This window comes from Thioalkalivibrio sp. ALE23 (assembly GCF_000378545.1).
Lineage (GTDB): Bacteria > Pseudomonadota > Gammaproteobacteria > Ectothiorhodospirales > Ectothiorhodospiraceae > Thioalkalivibrio.
The window spans coordinates 218,180-234,692 of the sequence record NZ_KB900031.1; the positions used below are offsets into that span (position 1 = coordinate 218,180).

Below are 16,513 nucleotides of genomic sequence, written 5' to 3' on the forward strand. Positions count from 1 at the left end.
CCGCCCCGCATCGCAACCCGTACGATGGAACAACAAGCGCGGCGTCACCCGGAAACAGGAGGCAGACACCCATGCCGGACCCGGCTACCCGAGACGCAACCTACGAAGACCTCCTCCAGGTCGAGGACCACCTGGTGGCGGAGCTCATTCATGGGCAGCTTGTCACCACCCCCCGACCAGCCCCGCGTCATGCCCGCGCCAGCTCCCTGCTGGGCGTAGAGCTCGGAGGACCATACGACAAGGGGCATGGCGGCCCTGGCGGCTGGTGGATCTTCGACGAACCCGAAGTGCACCTGGGCAGCCATGTGCTGGTCCCCGAACTGGCCGGCTGGCGCCGCGAACGGATGCCCGGCCTGCCCGAGACCGCCTGGTTCGAGCTGGCCCCCGACTGGGTCTGCGAAGTCCTCTCCGAATCCACTGCCCGGGTCGACCGGGTGGAAAAACTGCCCGTGTACGCTGCCCACGGTGTCGGCCACGTCTGGCTCGTCGACCCCGTGCTCCGCACCCTGGAGGCCTATGCCAACCACGAAGGGCACTGGCTCCTGCTCAATGCGTTCGAAAACGACGACCCCGTGTCCGTCGCCCCCTTCGATGCCGTCACCATCCCCCTCGGCGGACTCTGGGCCGACTGACGCCCCCACCCGCACTTCACTCGACCCGGAGGCCCCGGGGCCTGGTGGGCCCGGGGCCTGGTGGGCCCGGGGCCTGGTGGGAGCGTGCTCGCACGCGAACAATCGGCTTCCCTCACCCGGGGTTCTTCCCCGCCCACCCCGTACTCCCACAACTCCCACAACTCCCACCAGAGGCCCGACGAACCTTCATAAAGACCTGTTTATTCGGCACTTTTCGACCCAATCTCTCTGATTCTGCCGAAGATTTAGACTGATTCCAATCTATTTTTTGTGGTTTTAATCACAAAAACACGCAATCGATATTGTTTCAGCCCGGGGGCGCCGATAATATCCCCAATCAGGAACAGGGAAGTTCCAACCGAAAGGGCCGATCAACAGGGATGTTGTTCGGTCTTTTCTCTTTTTCACACCCCCACAGCGTCCCGGATCGGCCAGGGGGCTGGCCTCCTACGTGCCGACTACCCGAAGCGATAGCCGACTACCCGAAGCGGTAGTGCTTGCGGATGTCCCGGTGGATCTCCCAGGTGCAGCCCATGCCCGCCGGGAAGGTCACCAGATCCCCCTCGCCGACCGTGACCGGCTCGCCATCCTCCGGCGTCACCGTCACCTGCCCCTCCAGGATGTAGCAGGTCTCCGTCTCGTCGTAATGCCACGGGAAGCTGGACGCCTCCTTCTCCCACACCGGCCAGTCGAACACGCCCAGTGCCTCCAGCCGGTCGCGCTCCGGCCGATGTTCCACTTCGATCTTCATGTTGCCTCCTCGGATCGTTTCGATCGTTCTGATCGGTCGGGGTGAATGCTGCAACGCGGATGACGGCCATCGTAGCCCCGCCGGACGCGCCACCCAACCGCATGCACCCACGAAAAAGGGCCGCACACCGAATGCGCGACCCTCCATAAAAAACGGGGCCCCGGAGGGCCCCGCAAAACGGGCTTACACCCGTTGTTATCACTTCATGCGCAATCGCGCTTAGAAGCTGTGACGCAGGCCCACACCGACGTGCGTGCCGTCGTCGGACACACCGCCACTGTTCGTCGGGCTCGTACCCACCTCACCGTCGTTCCAGATGTTCACGAACGCCTCGGTACGGTTGCTGAAGTGGTACTGCGCACCCACGGCCACGTTGGTCCAGGACTCCGTGCTACCCTCATCCGGGTTGTTCCGGTTGTACTGCACGGCCGCACGCAGGTTGATCTGATCGGTAACCGCGAAGTTGGCCGGGACCAGCCACTGATGCACCTTGCCTTCAGGCGCACGACCGGAATCGCTATCCCAGTCCCACTGATGGTACTTCACGCCCACGTCGCCCTGACCGAAATCGAAGCTGAAGCCGGCGTGATAGGACTCGGAGTCACCATCCACGGCCGAGCTGTTCTGCGCGAGGATGCCATAGTTGTCGTCATCCGAAGGATCCGCACCCGACTGGGCTTCATAGGCCAGCGAGAATTCCATCGGGCCCATCTCGTACATGCCGTTCAGGGCATAGTAGGTATCGGTCTTGCGGCCGGTCGGCTCCAGCGTGGCGCCGAAGGTGAAGCCCTGGAAGTCCGGGCTCTGGTAATGAATACCGGTGGTGCGGGCCCAGCTATTGGCACCCGAAGCGCCGTCGACTTGGGCGGCGGAGACCCCGAAGGTACCCGGACGGGTCGAACCATCGGCCAGGGTATCGGTGAAGGCGCGGAACGACTTCATCGCGTTCTTCATGGCGGTGTCGGACTGACCGAGGCGGACCTGACCGAAGTTGCCGTCAACGCCCACCCAGACTTCTTCGTTCCAGGAATGCCCCGTCGCGGCAAGATCGAGGCGGCTCGGTGCGAAGTTGCCCTGGATACGGAACATGCCGGTCAGGCCGCCGCCCAGGTCTTCGGAACCACGCACACCGATGCGGCTGCCGGCAGCGGAGTGGACCAGATCACGGTTACCGGTACCGCCATCGTCTTCACTGGCGCCGTCGACGGCACCCACTTCGTACTTCATCTGACCGTACAGGGTCACGGAATCGTCGGCGGAGGCGAAGGCCGGAGCGGCGGCGAAGGCGCCGGCGACGGCCATTGCGAGAATCTTCTTCTGCATGATGCTTTCTCCCAGGAGGTGAGTTCTTGCTGTCTGTTGCACCCCGGAGCCCGTCGGCCCCGCGATGTCCTGTGTTTTATATACGCCACGGTGTCGTATTTCAACCCTTGCGGCGGAAAAAAACCCGTATTCGATCACGCTTATACGCTTCGGTCTTCACGCGATCTCCCGAGACAGCCCCACCGAAAACGCCGGAGCGATCGCAAGCCATTGACAACACGGGCATTTAGAAATTCCGAATACACCGGGACGCCGATCGTCTTCTCGCCCCTCCACATGGCCGGGGCCGCTGCGGCTGCGCCGGATTTCCGCGTCCGGATGCGGACCGGTGAACGTTGCGAATATGCAACACGCTTCCCGATGGCGGCGTTCAGCAAGGCGGTGTTGCCACGATACAACACCCGGCACGTCCGGGGACGGACGGGGCGGTGCATTCGAGAAGACGGTCAGGGGGCAGAGACGCCCCCGGGGGACGAAGACGGCTGCGACGGATCGCGAGCGACCGCGACCGGGAAGCCGCCCGGTTCGGCAGGGGCCGGTCAGCAAGCGGCCCGGCGTTCGTAACGAGCGCCGGGCCGCGACACAAGGCAGGGGCGAAGGGGCTGGATCAGAAGGTCACACTGTAGGAGGCGGCCAGCCAGCCGGCCTCTTCTTCACCCCTGGAGGTGCCGTTCAGCATCACCGAAACATCTCCGGGGCCCACAGCGCCTTCGACGCCCACGCCGGCGCGAACCCAGGTCTGGTCGTAGTCCCGGCCGTCGATGTTGAACTGGTTGACCGTGAACGGATCGTTCAGCATGCGACCGCGGGTGCGCACGCCATCGCTGTCGAAACGATGCGTCACGTTACCGGTGGCCACGAAATCAAACCCGGATTCCGCGATCGGCATGGCCAGTTCCGAACCGACGCGCAGTTCGGTCACGCTGTCGCTGCGGCTGCTGAAACGCGCGGGCAGATCACCCCCGCTCTCCTCGTACCCCTCCATGCGGATCCGCGAGTAACTGAGATCGGCATAGGGGCTCAGACTGACGCGGGAAGCGCTCCAGGCATCCACCCAGTCCATGCGCACCCGGGCGCCCTGGCCGTGCATCGAAGGGGACGCCGTGGAGAAATCGCGCTGACCGCTCGAATTGAGGTAGCCGCGGCGGATGTCCGCTTCACCCCACTGGTGGAAGCCCCCGACGGTGAGGAACAGACCGGCTTCTTCATGAACCGGCACAATGCCTTCGAGCATCAGGAAAAACGTATCGGTGTCGACTTCACCGCCCTGAACCAGATCCTCCTCGGTCCAGGTACGCCCCAGGGAATAGTTGAACTGCATGAGACCAAAGTTGTGCCCCGCACCCACGCCCGCGATGCCGGTGTTGCCGTCCTGGTCGCCATGGCGGCGCACGCCGTAGTCCCCCAGCACCCACACGGTGCTCTCGCCTTCGTCCACATAGCGGGACATCGGCCGCCCGTGCGCACCATGGACATGCAGCGTGCTGGTGGAAAGCGCGGCTCCCACCGCCCGGCTGGTGGATTTGAGACTCTCCGAGATCGTAGGCGTCCGCTCGGTGGGCTCCTCCGCGGGGGTCCGATCTGTGATGCCATTTTCCGGGGGAAGAGGACCCTCCGCGAGGAGCGGGCCCGCCCCAGCTAGGGAAGCACCGCCTAAAAGCAGCAGGATAGAGCGTTTCAGATTGCGCATAAGGTTCCTCCGAGTCGGACGTCATGGTGAAAGGCGGCCAGCCCTCATGGTTATTGCCGACCACTTCTCAATGTAGGCCACACGCGCGCAGGCGTGAAGACGGGTGAGCACCCCGTACTCCGGGCATGGTGCCGCCTTTCCGCATGCCTCGCCCCCTCCAAACGGAGGGGTTCGGGGATGCAGGACCGCCCCGCGCTGAACGCGGAACGGCACACGGATGCCCTACAGCGCGAGGTCGATGGCCAGCAGGGTGACGAACCCGACCAGCACCCCGGTGGTGGCCTGGGCCTCGTGGCCCTTGCGGTGGGACTCGGGGATGATCTCGTGGCTGATGACGAACAGCATGGCACCGGCCGCGAAGGCCAGGCCCCAGGGGAGCAGGAACTCCATCAGGGTGATGGCCCCGGCGCCGATCAGCCCGCCGATCGGCTGCACCAGGCCGGTGAGCAGGGTCACGCCGAAGGCGATGGCACGGCTGTAGCCCAGCGACAGCAGGCTCACGCCCCGGATGAACAGGCCCAGCGCGAGCAGCGGTCAATCAGGAAGCTCCGGCCCGGGGCTTCCCCCGGTCGGGTCATCCTGAGTCCCCGCCCCCGTTCTCCTCGCCCAGCCGCTGCTCGATGCGGTCCAGGATGGCCTCGAGCTCGCGGCTGCCTTCCATGGCCCGGTTCAGCAGGGCCGCGCGCTTCTCGGGTTCGTCCGGGTAACCGTGGGCGAAGCCGTTTCTCAGGGCGCGCAGTTCCTGCCATTGCACGGAGCTGTCGAGATAGCCGAGCTTTTCGAGTCGATGCAGCTTGTCCAGCATCGGACGGTCCTCGAACGGTTCCTGGAGTGCCATGAGCACGGCCGGCAACAGACGCATCCCCATGGCGTCCTGCAACTTGCCGAAACGCAGGATGAACTGATCCAGGTCCTGCACACCCTCGTCGTCCATCGAATCCATCGCTTCGCCGTCCAGCGGCAGGCGCGGTTCCAGCGAAGACAGGGCGTGGCGCATGTGGTGGCGGTGCCTGCGGCATTCCTCGATGGCGTCCCGCAGGCGCTGGATGGCGGTGGCGGTCGAATTCATCTGGATGGCGGTGGCGGTCGAATTCATAACGGGATGCCCTCCTCGCGGGCGACCTGAAAGATGGGGGGATGCCGGCGCCGGCCCGGATAGTCGACCAGCAGGTCGATCTTCTGCTCGCCAAGTTCCGCCTCCAGGCGTGCGCGCAGGGCGATTTCCGCCTGTACGATGGAATCGACATCGCGCATCGGGGTATCGATCAGCAGGTCGATGTCGCCGCCCCGGGCCGAGTCATCGGTCCGGGAGCCGAACAGCCACACCGTGGTCTCCGGACCGAAGGTCTCGCCCACGGCCCGGTGGATGGCGTGTTGCTGTTCGGGACTCAGACGCATGGCGAACCCTCCTCTGAACGATCCTACAACGCCAGGTCGATGGCCAGCAGGGTGACGAACCCGACCAGCACCCCAGTGGTGGCCTGGGCCTCGTGGCCCTTGCGGTGGGATTCGGGGATGATCTCGTGGCTGATGACGAACAGCATGGCACCGGCGGCGAAGGCCAGGCCCCAGGGGAGCAGGAACTCCATCAGGGTGATGGCACCGGCGCCGATCAGCCCGCCGATCGGCTGCACCAGGCCGGTGAGCAGGGTCACGCCGAAGGCGGCTGCACGGCTGTAGCCCAGCGACAGCAGGGCGATGGCGACCACCAGCCCCTCGGGCATGTTCTGCAGGCCGATGGCCACGGCCAGGGCGATGCCGTCGCTGACGTCGTCGCCGCCGAAGCCCACGCCCACCGCGAGGCCCTCGGGCAGGTTGTGCAGGGCGATGGCGAAGATGAACAGCCACACCCGGCGAATCTTGGCCGGGTCGGCGCCGCTCTGCGGGCCGATCACGAAGTGCTCGTGGGGCACGAGCTTGTGCAGCAGCAGCAGGAACGCGCCGCCCAGGCCGATGCCGCCGGCCAGGACCACGATGGCCATGGCCACGCTGCCATGCTGGGCCTCAGCCTGCTCCACCGCCGGCAGCGCGAGCTCGAAGGCGGTCGCCGAGAGCATGACCCCGGCGCCGAAGCCCATCATCGCGTCCTCCACCGACTGCTTGAGGCGGCGCAGGAAGAAGATGGGGATGGCCCCGACCGCGGTGAACAGCCCGGCCACGAAGCTGGCCAGCAGCCCGATCTGCAGGATCGAAAGCTCGCCCAGCCAGTCCTCCATGTGCGGCCACAGCAGGCTCACGCCCCAGATGAACAGGGCCAGCGCGATCAGCGATCCGATCAGGAAGCTGCGCGGCAGCGGGGTATATTCGGCGGGCTCGGGGCCCGTGTCACCGTCCTGTGGACGGACCGGGTCGGGTTGGGCCATGGTGCGTGCTCCATGCGGGCGTATTCGGGCGCAGTGTAACGCGGCCCTGGCCTTGATTCCCGGCGCCCAGCGGGTACACTGCCCCCGCTACAAAAATTCCAATCGTCCCAGGAGAGCAGGCATGGCTGGACATTTCCCGTTCGCCGGCAAGCGCGGTACGCGCTACGGCCAGGCCCCGCGCGGCACCATCGCCGCATTCTTCGAGAATCACGGCTTTGGTGAGGAGCTGCAGGAGAAGTACTACAAATGGTGGTACGACTTCGCCAAGGATTTCGTCGAGAAGGACAGCGACCTGTCCGTCACGATGATCACCCGGTTCAACAGCTACCCCATGGGTACCCACGCCGAGCATTCGTTCCATCTGAACGACAAGTACTGGGCGGAGTGCCTGGCCGAGCTGGGCTCGTTCATCCGTGACATCATCTTCCCCAAGATGGACGAGAAGGCGATGCACGATCTCGAGGAAAAACACTCGAAGCTGCTGGCCGACCTCGAAAAGGAAGCGGAAGAAAAGCCGCGCGAGCCCGCGCCGGAAGTGGGCGTGTACCGCCACGTCTGAGGGCGGTCGCACCGCCATCGCGCGCATCGTCCGGCCCCGTTCGCGGGGCCGGTTTCGTTTGCAACCCCTGAAACCATCGGAAGCCCCGCTCCATGAATGCCGCCAAGCGCCGCGAGATCTTCGAACGCCTGCGGGCGGCGAACCCCGAGCCCACCACCGAGCTGGAATACAACAGCCCGTTCGAGCTGCTGGTGGCGGTCATCCTGTCCGCGCAGGCGACCGACGTGGGCGTGAACAAGGCGACCCGGCGGCTGTTCCCGGTGGCGAACACCCCGCAGGCCATCCTCGACCTGGGACTGGACGGCCTGAAGGAATGCATCCGCACCATCGGCCTGTACAACGCCAAGGCCGAGAACATCATGAAGGCCTGCCGCATGCTGGTGGAACTCCACGGCGGCCAGGTGCCGCGCGACCGCAAGGCGCTGGAGGCGCTGCCCGGGGTCGGTCGCAAGACCGCCAACGTGGTGCTGAACACCGCCTTCGGCGAACCCACCATCGCGGTGGACACGCACATCTATCGCGTGGCCAACCGCACCGGACTGGCCCCCGGCAAGACCGTGCTGGAGGTCGAGAAGAAGCTCCTGAAGTTCACCCCGAAGGAGTTCCTGCGCGACGCCCACCACTGGCTGATCCTGCACGGACGGTACGTGTGCCGCGCACGCCGGCCGGATTGCGGGCAGTGTGTGATCCACGACCTGTGTGAATACAAGGACAAGACCGAGGCCTGATCCGATGTACGGCGACCGCGACCGCATGCGAACCCAGTTCCTGGATGCCTGGCAGAAGGCCCGCAACGACGAGCCCCTGAGCGACATGGAACAGGTGCTGGTCGGCATCATCCGCGACCACCCCGAATACCATGCCCTGCTGAACGACCGCGAGAAGGCCCTGGCGGCCGAGTTCCCGCCGGAATCGGGGACCACCAATCCGTTTTTGCACATGTCCATGCACATGGGCCTGCGCGAGCAGGCCGCCACGGACCGTCCGGCCGGCATCCGCGACCTGCACCGCCGCCTGTGCGCCCGCTACGGCGAACTGGACGCCGAACACCGGATGATGGAGTGTCTGGGTCAGACCCTGTGGGAGAGCCAGCGCAGCGGCCAGCCACCGGACGAGGCGCAGTACCTCGAATGCCTGAAGCGTCTGGAGGGCATCATCGGGGCATGAATTACGGGTCCAGGGAGGGACCATGGAACACGATCACGGCTACAAGCACCTGTTCAGCCACACCGAGCTGATCGCACCGATCCCCGGAGGACTGGAGGCCTACCGCCCGGATTTCCGGTATCTTCTGCTCGACGAGGGGGCCTTCGCGGACGCCGATCTGCCGGCACGCAACCTGGCCGCGGCCGTCTTCCGGCTGGAGCACAGCCGCGAGCCCGAGGATCTGCAGGCGGTCGTCGGGCGTCTGGTGCAATGGCTGAAACACCCGGAGCAGCGATCCCTGCGACGGGCCTTCAGCGTCTGGCTGGGCCGAGTGGTCATCCCCGGCCACTTCGGCGAAACATTGGCGCCTCCGAACAACGACCTGCGGGAGATGGAAACCATGCTGGCGGAACGCGTAAAGGAATGGCAGCGCCGCTACGAGCAACAGGGGCTGCAAAAAGGACTGCAGAAGGGCCTTGAGCAGGGCCTGGAGCAGGGCCTGGAGCAGGGCCTGGAGCAGGGCCTGGAGCAAGGGCTGGAACAGGGGCGACAGCAGGGACTTCAGGAAGGCGTCACGCAGGGTGAAGCCGCGGTCCTCCTGCGCCTGATCGGCCGCAAGTTCGGTGCAGACGCCGCGGAAAAACACCGGGAGCGGATCGAATCCGCCGATGCCGACACCCTGCTGATCTGGTCGGAACGCGTCCTGACCGCCCGCCACATCGACGACGTGTTCAGCGCTTCCTCCTGAGAGCAGCGTCTTGAGGAAAGAACCTCAGGGAAACAGCCGCTGCCACCAGCGGCGGCGGCTGTTCGGCGGGGGCATCGCCGCCTGCAGGTCTTCCGGCGGCACGGTCGAGAGGATCCAGCCCGGCAGTACCCGCAGGCCCGACGATCCGCAGGAGGATCCGAGGTTGTTGGGGTCGAAGATCTTCACGAAGCGAGGATTCTCGCGGTCGTCCACGTAGACGATGCCGCAGTAGCTTTCGTCGTGATCGGCGCGCAGCAGGGCGTCCACCTCGGTGAGGAAACGGTCCAGCTCGGCCGCACGGACCGGCGCCTGCGGCACCGCCTCCCCCACCGCGTAGACGTACCACTCGCCGTCGCGGGCGCCGGCGCGCAATGTGGCCCACAGGGCGTCCAGCTGTTCCCAGTGCAGGATACCCAGCGCCCCGGCCTCGTAGCGCTCCATGAAACCGGCATCGGGGGCCGGACGGTGATCTCGGGCAAAGCTCATTCGGGGCTCGCAACGGTGGTTTCAGCGCAATCGCGCGTCATGTTAGAACGAGCCTTTCGGGCCCACAAGCAGCCCGGAACCGGGCCGTGAACGGGTTGCGGGGAACCCGGAAGCGTTCCGGGGGCTCTTACCATCAGTTCTTCCGCTCCAGCCAGCGAGTCGCAAGCATGCGCCGTATCACGCACGAAACCTCCCTGCAGGCCGAACCCGAGCGGGTCTTTGCCCTGCTCAGCCATGTCCCCAACTTCGTCGACCTGTGCGACCACGTGCGCACCATCGAGCCCCTGGGCGGCGAGCAGTACCGCTGGACCATCGTGGCGGCAGGGATGACCATGGATTTCGATGTCGAGGTCTGCAGCGCCGTGGAGCCGGAGCATTTCGCCTGGCGCTCGATCCGCGGCATCCACAATCGCGGCAGTTACCGCCTGCAGCCGGCCGGCGAAGGGCTGACCCGGGTCGAGTTCGAGCTGGAATACCGTCTCGGTAATCCGCTGGTTGAAGCGGCGGTACGCAGGGCGGCGAGTTCGCTGGTGGAGCGCGTTTCCGGCCAGCTGATGCACCGGGCCCAGCAGCGCCTGGACGCGGAAGCCGGCTCGAACGCCTGACCCCGCCGGCCATCCGGAGTCGCCGCACTCACCCGGTCGCGCCCCCGAGGATCCCCCCGGAGGACACCGCATCAGGGCCCCGGTGACGGGGACGCGCCCGAGCCGGGACGCCACTCCCCGGCACGCGAACTCGGGCCCGGCCCGGCAGCAGCGTCTTCCTGCGCCGGCCTCACCGGCTGTACGCCCGCCCGCTCCAGCAGATCGCGCATGGTGCGCGCCCCCAGATGATCGCGACGCACCACGTCCAGCTCTTCCAGCGCCGACTCCACCGCCGCATCGCCGTGCAGGGTCCGCAGCGCCGGATCTTCCTGATCCTCGCGCAGGGCCTGCAGAACCTCCGCGACCGGCAGATGGCCGAGATCGCGCCCGGGCACCAGACCGAGGTCTTCGGTGCGCCTCAGCAGTCCCGCGGCCTCCAGGGCCCGGGCTGCACCGCCCAGCGCATTGCCGGGCACGTAGAGCTCCGCGGCCACCTGGTCCACCGTGGGCGGCGTGCGCCCTTCCATGAAATGGCGCGCCACCACCTGCATCAGGTTGAGCCCCAGACGCTCGTGCGCCGCGGCCGACAGCCGCGGGCGGCGGCCCCGCACGTTCATGTATTCCGGGTGCTGCACGTAGAACGCCACGTTGGAGCCGATCAGCAGGACCAGCCAGGCCAGGTAGACCCAGATCAGCAGCAGGATCATGATCGCGAAGCCGGAATAGATCGCGTCATAACGGGTGGACTCCGCCACCATGTTGGCGAACACCCAGCCCATGCTCTGCCACAGCACGCCCGCAACCACCGCCCCGACCAGCGCCGGCCCCAGACGCACCCGCGTATTCGGCACGAACATGTAGATAAAGGCGAACGCCGCGATAATCAGCAGGTAGGGCACCAGGCGCGAGAACTCGGTGATCAGCCGGCCGAAGGGCTCGACGCCCGCCACCGTCTGCATCGCCTCGGAGGACATCACCGTCGCGGTGATGCCCAGCGCGGCGAACACCAGCAGCGGTCCGATCATGATCACCGACAGATAGCTGGTGAAGCGCTGGGCCAGGCTGCGCTGGGTCTCCACTCGCCAGATGGTGTTGAACGCGGCCTCGATCTTCTGCACCAGCGCCACTACGGTATACACGAGGAAGATCAGGCCCACCGCTCCCAGCGCACCCACGCGGATGTTGTCCACGAAGGTGACCACGTTGTCGGCGATCTCCTCGCCCTGCGCGCCCAGCGGCTCGAGGAATTCCAGCAACAGCGGCTCCACCGCGTTGTGCGCGCCGAAGCCCTTGAGCACGGAAAACGACAGCGCCAGCAGCGGCACGATCGACAGCAGGGTGGTATACACCAGACTCATCGCGCGCAGGGTCAGCTGGCCCTCGGCCGCCTCGCGAACCAGCCCGTGCAGCCCGCGCAGGATGCCCAGCCCGAGCGCTTTCCAGCGCGGCATGGCGGACAGGTCGCTCTCCAGCACCAGGCGTTCGACCCGGTGCCGTCCGGCCTCCAGGCGCGCGCCCAGACTGGCGTCACCCCCCAAGCCCGACCCTCCATGTGCGGTCCGGACCGGTCATTTCTGCCGCCACTGACCGTCGGAGCGGTACCAGTACCCCGCCGGCGCCTCGTCCACCCACACCCGGGCGAAGGTCTCGCGGATGCGGGCCTCCCAGTCGGGTCGATCGTTGGCGCGGGCAATCTCGCGATACAGCGAGGCCCGGTCGGCATTCTCCTCGCTGACCAGGCGCTGCACCTCGCTGCGCTCGCGCAGCGGCACCTCGGAGAGATCCCGGATGGCCACGTCGCCATCGGCGCCGAAGCCAATGGCCCCGCTGCGGAAATGCGGCGCCAGCTGCGGCGCACGGTCACGCATGGACGCGCGGATGCGATTGATCGCCGGCGTCTCGATCTGCAGATCCGGGTTGCTGGCCGCGGCCGGCGCCACCAGCGTTTCCAGCAGGCGCGCGAGCAGCGGGGTCGAGCGCTCGCCGGCCGCATCGCGGGCATCCGGCGAACCGGCATCCGAAGAACCGCCGTCCATTTCCGGCGCGGACTCGGGCTCGCGCAGCTCCTCGATGTCGTGCAGCTGCAGGGCATCGCGAACGATCGCGCGCGCGGCATCCTCCGCCGCGGCCGCGGGGAAGTAGATGTTGATGGTCACGCAGCCCGCGACCAGCGCGGACAGCAAGGCAAGTGCGGGAACCCCGAACCAGGCTTTCATGGGCAGCTCCTTGGCAGGCACGGCTGGACAGTCATCATCCTACATTACATCACCCGGTGGCTGACGAGGACATGAACGCCCCCGTGCGCGTGCTCAGCGAACCTCCGGGGACTCCCCGGCGGTCACCTGCGACAGCCCGCGCAGCAGCTCGTCCCAGTCGACCCGACGGTTGTAGCCGATGACATCGATCCGCGGGAGCCCGCCCCCCTGGACCAGGGCGAACCCGCCGTCCGGGCGGTCTCCCACCCCGTCGAGTTCACAGACCCCGCCGCGCAGCTGGCAGCGAAAGCCCAGTCGGCGGTAGGAGAAGTTTTCGAAGAAACGCAGAAACACCGACGAAGCCGCCGCCTGCACCGGCCCGCCCAGCTCGGTAATGTTCTGCACCGCGCGCTGCGAAATGCGCCGCCGCCCCGGATCGTCTTCGGGCGTCTGCAGGGCCAGATCCATGCGCACCGGACGCCAGTCGATCATGTGCAGGTCCTCCAGGTGGCCCGACAGCCGGCCCTCCACCCGGCCCACGTCGAAGGCGCGCGTGGCCAGGGCCAGGTCCAGGCGGTCCATGCGCGCCGACAGGCCCAGCTCCGGGGTTCGCCCGAACAGGTCGCGGATGCGCACGTCGCGCAGCACCACGTCGCCGTCGAACACCTGCACCAGCAGCCGCCCGTCGACCGCCAGATCGCCGCGATCCAGGCGCACCTCCGGGATCATGCCGGCCAGGCGACCGGAGAAGCGTGGCCAGCCGACGATCTCGGTCAACGGCTCCAGCGAGATCGCCTGCACCCCGCCGGTGAAACGCACATCCGGTCCGTCGGGGGTCAGGCGCAAGCCGAAATCATCCGCACGCAGGGCGCCGTCGAGGATCGGGATGCGGGTCACTTCCATCAGGTCGATGCCGTCCGGCTGCGCGCGCACGCGCGCGTCGAACTCGCCCAGCGGCAGGCGGAACAGATGCGCCCGCTGCCAGCCCAGCTGCCCCGGCACTCCGGGCGCATCCGCCAGCCAGTTCAGCGTGCCGTCGCTGTCCGTCACGCCGAAACGCCCGCTCCCGTCCTCGGCGCTCAGGGCCTTCCAGCGCAGGGTCGCCGAACGCGGAGCGCCGCGCTCCAGCTCCAGCCGCGCCACCACCGAATCCCCGCTGACCGTCAGATCACGCCCCAGGGTCCCGGCCAGCGCGGGGTCCAGCAGCACCGCATGCGCCGCTCCCGGGTCCCGCGCCTCGAGATGGAAATCCCCCGAAGGAGCGATCGCCTCCGGCGGCCCGCTGCGGATCTCCTGACCGCTGAAGGCCAGTATCTCGCCGAGCGAGCCGGACAGTTCCGCCACCTCCACCCCGGCCGCGAACCCGCCATCCGCCGGACGCAGGCCATCCACGCGCAGGTTCAGGTTCCCGGTCTCGTCCGCGTCCACGAACCATGGATCCACGAACACCGCGCCCTCCTCCAGGGTCGCGCCCAGGGTCCAGTCCCCCGCCATCTCGCGCACCTCGAGCCGGCCGCCGATGCCCTCGCCCGCGCGCAGTCCCACCGCATCGGAGAAGCCCACGTCCCGCAGCTGCAGATCGACCCGATGCCCGCCTTCCGCCGCCCCCTGCAGCGCCAGATCCGCACGCCCCGACTGCAGGGTCACCGGCGAATCTTCGGGCAGCCAGGGCGCCAGTCGCGGCGACTCCGCCAGCGCGACCAGATCCACCCCGGACAGGGCCAGTTCGGCCCGCCAGTCATCGGCACCGGCCACCCGCAGCACGAATTCGCCACTCGCCCCGAACCAGCCGGGCCAGTCTCCGGCGACGCGCAGGCGGTTACGGCCTGTGTGCCAGTCCAGGCGCAGCGGGTGTTCCTGCAGGGCCAGGTCCCCGCCATCGGCGGACAGCCGCGCCTCGCGGCACCGCCAGCCGGCGGTGGTCGGCACCAGGGAGGGGCAATCCAGGCGTACTCCGGCGAGCGTGCCCACCGGCTCGGGCAGATGCAGGCGTTCGGCCCCGACGGTCATCGCCAGCCGCCCCTCGCGCAGGTGTGCGCGCGCCGACAGGCCTTCGGCGTCCAGCGCCGCGTGCAGCACCCGTTCGATCCGCAGGTCGACCGCCAGCCCCCCGGCATCCTCCGGGTCGGCACCGGCCGCCGCCGGTATCACCAGCACGAGCGCCACCACCGCGCGCGCCATCCAGGCAGTCACCGCCTGGATGGCGCCCATCATGCCCCGGGCCGGTCGCCCGGCAGACGATCCCGCAACGGCCGCGCCGCCCGTGCCAGCCACTCGCGCAGCGCGAACCGCGAGGTCTCCAGCGCATCCACCGTGGGCACGAAGTCGCGCAGGCGCCATTCGCCGTCAGGGCCTCGAAAGCCGGTGGGTGCCGGGTCCGCCGCCAGCCCGGCCGCCTCGAAGCGCTCGAGGGCCCGCGGCATGTGCATCGCATGAGTAACCACCAGCACCCGCTCGACCCCGCTGCCCTGCAGATGCTGCGCGGTGAAAAAGGCGTTTTCGTGGGTATTGCGGCTGGCACCTTCCAGCCAGCGCGGATCCACGCGGAACTCGCGGCGCAGCGCATCCGCCATCAGTTCCGCCTCGGCCGGCCGACCCTCGGCCCCGGGACTGCCGCCGGACAGCAGCAACGGGAGACCGGTCCGGCGGTGCAGATGGGCGGCGAAACGCAGGCGTTCGAAGGTCAGCGCCGAGACATCGTCACCGCCGGTGACGTGGTGACGGCCGCTGGCCCGGCCGCCCCCCAGCACCACGATCGCGTCCGCCCGGCCGGTGGCCAGTGGCCGTTCGCGCAGATCCCGCTCCAGGGTCTGCGCCAGCGGGGCGGCGACGACGTTCAGCGCGGGCAGGACCAGTGCGGCCAGCCCGAGGGTCACCAGCCAGCCACCCCCGCGGCGCTGCCCCCGTAACAGCAGCAGCCCCGGCACCAGCAGCAGCACCGCCAGACCCGGCGGCAGCAGCAGGTGCTCGGCCACGGTGGCGATGCCGGCGGCCATCGGCGACCGCGCCGCCGGTTATTTCTTGCCCGGGGCGTAGAGGTAGCGGGCGTAGGTCGCCACGTCCTCCGACACCCGGCGGATGAGGTGATCGAGACTGATGATGGCGAACTCCAGCACGTTCACCGCGATGTATGGGTGTTCCACCCGCAGGCGGTCGTACTTCGAGCGCGTCAGGCGCAGCAGGCGGGTGTTGTCGGTCAGCGCGCGCATGCGCACCCCGCGCGGCACGCGGTCGAAGAACGACATCTCGCCGGCCAGTTCCCCGGTCTCCATGCGCCCGACCTCGATCTCCTGGCTGCCGTCGTCGTCGTACAGCGCGGCGGTGCCGCTGACCACGAAGAACAGCGCCTCGCCCACCTCGCCGATGTCGGCGATGATCTCCTTGTGATGGGTCTCGACAACCTCCAGATACTGCATCAGGGTGTCGACCTCCGCGGGAGTCAGGGAGGCGGACATCGGATGCTGGGACAGAAACTCGGTCAGCAGATCCCGGGTCATGGCACGGCTTCCTTTACGGCTTTCTCTGGATTGGATACGTAGAGTATAACGAACGTCTCTTCTGCGAGAGCCCGCATGATCGACATCGACAGCCTGCGCCGTCAGCTCCCCGCACGCCTGGGCCGCGACACCCCGCTGATCCTGACCTGCGACCCGGACGCCGTTCCCGAGAAGGACGGGGAACGGCGCGTGACCACCCCACAGGCCCTGATGGCCGACCCGCCCGCCGGGCGCGAACCACTGGTGCTGGTGCTGGACGTGCTCGCGGAGATGGAACTTGCGGCGGGACAGCAGCTGCTGGGCGGGCTGCGCGACCGCTGGGCGGAGGAGACCCTGATCCTGCACCGCCACCGCGATACCCGCTGGGACCTGAACGCCTTCCTCGCCCTAGGGTTCCGCCGCGAGCCGGCGGCGGAGACGGCCACGCCGGAGCATGCGGTCTACCGCACCAGCCTGTACGACTACAAGCTCACGCCCGACTGGCTGAACGCCCGCTTCTGGGCCAACCCGGAGATGTGGGACCGCGCGCGCTGGTGACG

Annotated in this window: 19 protein-coding genes and 1 pseudogene; 7 read left to right on the forward strand and 13 right to left on the reverse strand. The window is 67.7% G+C overall.

The window, feature by feature from the left end:
• The first annotated feature begins 71 nt into the window (after window positions 1-71).
• Window positions 72-632: a Uma2 family endonuclease gene (locus F573_RS0101075; RefSeq protein WP_019021136.1), complete on the forward strand. Its 561-nt coding sequence runs from the start codon at window positions 72-74 to the stop codon at window positions 630-632.
• A gap of 478 nt (window positions 633-1,110) precedes the next feature.
• On the opposite strand, the gene F573_RS0101080 is transcribed toward F573_RS0101075, so the two are convergent.
• The 7 genes and pseudogenes from F573_RS0101080 to F573_RS0101110 form a co-directional block, all read right to left on the reverse strand.
• On the reverse strand, window positions 1,111-1,383 hold the full coding sequence (locus F573_RS0101080; protein WP_018871282.1) for a cupin domain-containing protein: 273 nt from the start codon (window positions 1,381-1,383) through the stop codon (window positions 1,111-1,113).
• A 219-nt stretch (window positions 1,384-1,602) separates the two neighbouring features.
• Complete coding sequence (locus F573_RS0101085; protein WP_019021137.1) at window positions 1,603-2,706, reverse strand: porin; 1,104 nt, start codon at window positions 2,704-2,706, stop codon at window positions 1,603-1,605.
• 607 nt (window positions 2,707-3,313) lie between these two features.
• Window positions 3,314-4,156, reverse strand: a complete 843-nt coding sequence (locus F573_RS0101090) for an autotransporter outer membrane beta-barrel domain-containing protein (RefSeq protein ID WP_019021138.1) — start codon at window positions 4,154-4,156, stop codon at window positions 3,314-3,316.
• A gap of 462 nt (window positions 4,157-4,618) precedes the next feature.
• Window positions 4,619-4,894, reverse strand: a pseudogene (locus F573_RS0101095) (ZIP family metal transporter); the annotation flags it as partial.
• A 76-nt stretch (window positions 4,895-4,970) separates the two neighbouring features.
• Window positions 4,971-5,492 carry a hypothetical protein gene (locus F573_RS0101100; protein ID WP_019021140.1) on the reverse strand — a complete coding sequence of 174 codons (522 nt, stop codon included), beginning with the start codon at window positions 5,490-5,492 and terminating at the stop codon, window positions 4,971-4,973.
• Window positions 5,489-5,794, reverse strand: a complete 306-nt coding sequence (locus tag F573_RS0101105) for a nucleotidyltransferase domain-containing protein (RefSeq protein WP_018871488.1) — start codon at window positions 5,792-5,794, stop codon at window positions 5,489-5,491. Before F573_RS0101105 ends, F573_RS0101100 begins: the two co-directional genes overlap by 4 nt.
• A 23-nt stretch (window positions 5,795-5,817) precedes the next feature.
• The gene (locus F573_RS0101110) at window positions 5,818-6,759 is read right to left on the reverse strand and encodes a ZIP family metal transporter (RefSeq protein WP_019021141.1); all 942 of its coding nucleotides are present in this window, start codon (window positions 6,757-6,759) and stop codon (window positions 5,818-5,820) included.
• 121 nt (window positions 6,760-6,880) lie between these two features.
• On the opposite strand from F573_RS0101110, the gene F573_RS0101115 reads away from it, so the two are divergent.
• The 4 genes from F573_RS0101115 (at window position 6,881) to F573_RS14140 (ending at window position 9,212) form a co-directional block, all read left to right on the forward strand.
• The gene (locus tag F573_RS0101115; RefSeq protein ID WP_018871456.1) at window positions 6,881-7,318 is read left to right on the forward strand and encodes a hypothetical protein; all 438 of its coding nucleotides are present in this window, start codon (window positions 6,881-6,883) and stop codon (window positions 7,316-7,318) included.
• A 92-nt stretch (window positions 7,319-7,410) separates the two neighbouring features.
• Window positions 7,411-8,046: an endonuclease III gene (gene nth / locus F573_RS0101120; protein WP_019021142.1), complete on the forward strand. Its 636-nt coding sequence runs from the start codon at window positions 7,411-7,413 to the stop codon at window positions 8,044-8,046.
• Between the two features lie 4 nt (window positions 8,047-8,050).
• The gene (locus tag F573_RS0101125) at window positions 8,051-8,485 is read left to right on the forward strand and encodes a DUF1841 family protein (protein ID WP_019021143.1); all 435 of its coding nucleotides are present in this window, start codon (window positions 8,051-8,053) and stop codon (window positions 8,483-8,485) included.
• A 22-nt stretch (window positions 8,486-8,507) separates the two neighbouring features.
• Window positions 8,508-9,212, forward strand: coding sequence for a hypothetical protein (locus F573_RS14140; RefSeq protein WP_019021144.1), 705 nt, complete (start codon window positions 8,508-8,510; stop codon window positions 9,210-9,212).
• A gap of 24 nt (window positions 9,213-9,236) precedes the next feature.
• On the opposite strand, the gene F573_RS0101135 is transcribed toward F573_RS14140, so the two are convergent.
• On the reverse strand, window positions 9,237-9,698 hold the full coding sequence (locus F573_RS0101135; RefSeq protein ID WP_019021145.1) for a hypothetical protein: 462 nt from the start codon (window positions 9,696-9,698) through the stop codon (window positions 9,237-9,239).
• A gap of 167 nt (window positions 9,699-9,865) precedes the next feature.
• On the opposite strand from F573_RS0101135, the gene F573_RS0101140 reads away from it, so the two are divergent.
• Window positions 9,866-10,303 (forward strand): SRPBCC family protein, encoded by a 438-nt coding sequence (locus F573_RS0101140; RefSeq protein ID WP_019021146.1) that lies wholly within the window; start codon window positions 9,866-9,868, stop codon window positions 10,301-10,303.
• Between the two features lie 71 nt (window positions 10,304-10,374).
• On the opposite strand, the gene F573_RS0101145 is transcribed toward F573_RS0101140, so the two are convergent.
• From F573_RS0101145 to F573_RS0101165, 5 genes are all read right to left on the reverse strand, one after another.
• A complete protein-coding gene (locus tag F573_RS0101145; RefSeq protein ID WP_019021147.1) occupies window positions 10,375-11,820 on the reverse strand; it encodes a YihY/virulence factor BrkB family protein in 1,446 nt (481 codons plus the stop codon).
• A gap of 30 nt (window positions 11,821-11,850) precedes the next feature.
• The gene (locus F573_RS0101150) at window positions 11,851-12,498 is read right to left on the reverse strand and encodes a YdbL family protein (protein WP_019021148.1); all 648 of its coding nucleotides are present in this window, start codon (window positions 12,496-12,498) and stop codon (window positions 11,851-11,853) included.
• Between the two features lie 93 nt (window positions 12,499-12,591).
• The gene (locus tag F573_RS0101155; RefSeq protein ID WP_019021149.1) at window positions 12,592-14,688 is read right to left on the reverse strand and encodes a hypothetical protein; all 2,097 of its coding nucleotides are present in this window, start codon (window positions 14,686-14,688) and stop codon (window positions 12,592-12,594) included.
• Window positions 14,688-15,473: a YdcF family protein gene (locus F573_RS0101160; protein WP_019021150.1), complete on the reverse strand. Its 786-nt coding sequence runs from the start codon at window positions 15,471-15,473 to the stop codon at window positions 14,688-14,690. The genes F573_RS0101155 and F573_RS0101160 overlap by 1 nt, the downstream gene beginning before the upstream one ends.
• 18 nt (window positions 15,474-15,491) lie before the next feature.
• Window positions 15,492-15,974: a Crp/Fnr family transcriptional regulator gene (locus tag F573_RS0101165; protein WP_019021151.1), complete on the reverse strand. Its 483-nt coding sequence runs from the start codon at window positions 15,972-15,974 to the stop codon at window positions 15,492-15,494.
• 75 nt (window positions 15,975-16,049) lie between these two features.
• Between F573_RS0101165 and F573_RS0101170 the strand changes: the two genes are divergently transcribed.
• Entirely contained in the window at window positions 16,050-16,511 is a 462-nt protein-coding gene (locus tag F573_RS0101170) for a DUF6231 family protein (protein ID WP_019021152.1), read from the forward strand.
• Window positions 16,512-16,513 lie beyond the last annotated feature (2 nt).

What these genes read in the sequence shown, in the direction of transcription:
- F573_RS0101150 (WP_019021148.1), bottom strand. Translation starts at nt 12,498, where the DNA reads ATGAAAGCCTGGTTCGGGGTTCCCGCACTTGCCTTGCTGTCCGCGCTG.
- F573_RS0101075 (WP_019021136.1), top strand. Translation starts at nt 72, where the DNA reads ATGCCGGACCCGGCTACCCGAGACGCAACCTACGAAGACCTCCTCCAG.
- F573_RS0101105 (WP_018871488.1), bottom strand. Translation starts at nt 5,794, where the DNA reads ATGCGTCTGAGTCCCGAACAGCAACACGCCATCCACCGGGCCGTGGGC.
- F573_RS14140 (WP_019021144.1), top strand. Translation starts at nt 8,508, where the DNA reads ATGGAACACGATCACGGCTACAAGCACCTGTTCAGCCACACCGAGCTG.
- F573_RS0101080 (WP_018871282.1), bottom strand. Translation starts at nt 1,383, where the DNA reads ATGAAGATCGAAGTGGAACATCGGCCGGAGCGCGACCGGCTGGAGGCA.
- F573_RS0101160 (WP_019021150.1), bottom strand. Translation starts at nt 15,473, where the DNA reads ATGGCCGCCGGCATCGCCACCGTGGCCGAGCACCTGCTGCTGCCGCCG.
- F573_RS0101115 (WP_018871456.1), top strand. Translation starts at nt 6,881, where the DNA reads ATGGCTGGACATTTCCCGTTCGCCGGCAAGCGCGGTACGCGCTACGGC.
- F573_RS0101165 (WP_019021151.1), bottom strand. Translation starts at nt 15,974, where the DNA reads ATGACCCGGGATCTGCTGACCGAGTTTCTGTCCCAGCATCCGATGTCC.
- F573_RS0101170 (WP_019021152.1), top strand. Translation starts at nt 16,050, where the DNA reads ATGATCGACATCGACAGCCTGCGCCGTCAGCTCCCCGCACGCCTGGGC.
- F573_RS0101085 (WP_019021137.1), bottom strand. Translation starts at nt 2,706, where the DNA reads ATGCAGAAGAAGATTCTCGCAATGGCCGTCGCCGGCGCCTTCGCCGCC.
- F573_RS0101110 (WP_019021141.1), bottom strand. Translation starts at nt 6,759, where the DNA reads ATGGCCCAACCCGACCCGGTCCGTCCACAGGACGGTGACACGGGCCCC.
- F573_RS0101135 (WP_019021145.1), bottom strand. Translation starts at nt 9,698, where the DNA reads ATGAGCTTTGCCCGAGATCACCGTCCGGCCCCCGATGCCGGTTTCATG.
- F573_RS0101125 (WP_019021143.1), top strand. Translation starts at nt 8,051, where the DNA reads ATGTACGGCGACCGCGACCGCATGCGAACCCAGTTCCTGGATGCCTGG.
- F573_RS0101090 (WP_019021138.1), bottom strand. Translation starts at nt 4,156, where the DNA reads ATGTCCCGCTATGTGGACGAAGGCGAGAGCACCGTGTGGGTGCTGGGG.
- F573_RS0101155 (WP_019021149.1), bottom strand. Translation starts at nt 14,688, where the DNA reads ATGGGCGCCATCCAGGCGGTGACTGCCTGGATGGCGCGCGCGGTGGTG.
- F573_RS0101100 (WP_019021140.1), bottom strand. Translation starts at nt 5,492, where the DNA reads ATGAATTCGACCGCCACCGCCATCCAGATGAATTCGACCGCCACCGCC.
- nth (WP_019021142.1), top strand. Translation starts at nt 7,411, where the DNA reads ATGAATGCCGCCAAGCGCCGCGAGATCTTCGAACGCCTGCGGGCGGCG.
- F573_RS0101140 (WP_019021146.1), top strand. Translation starts at nt 9,866, where the DNA reads ATGCGCCGTATCACGCACGAAACCTCCCTGCAGGCCGAACCCGAGCGG.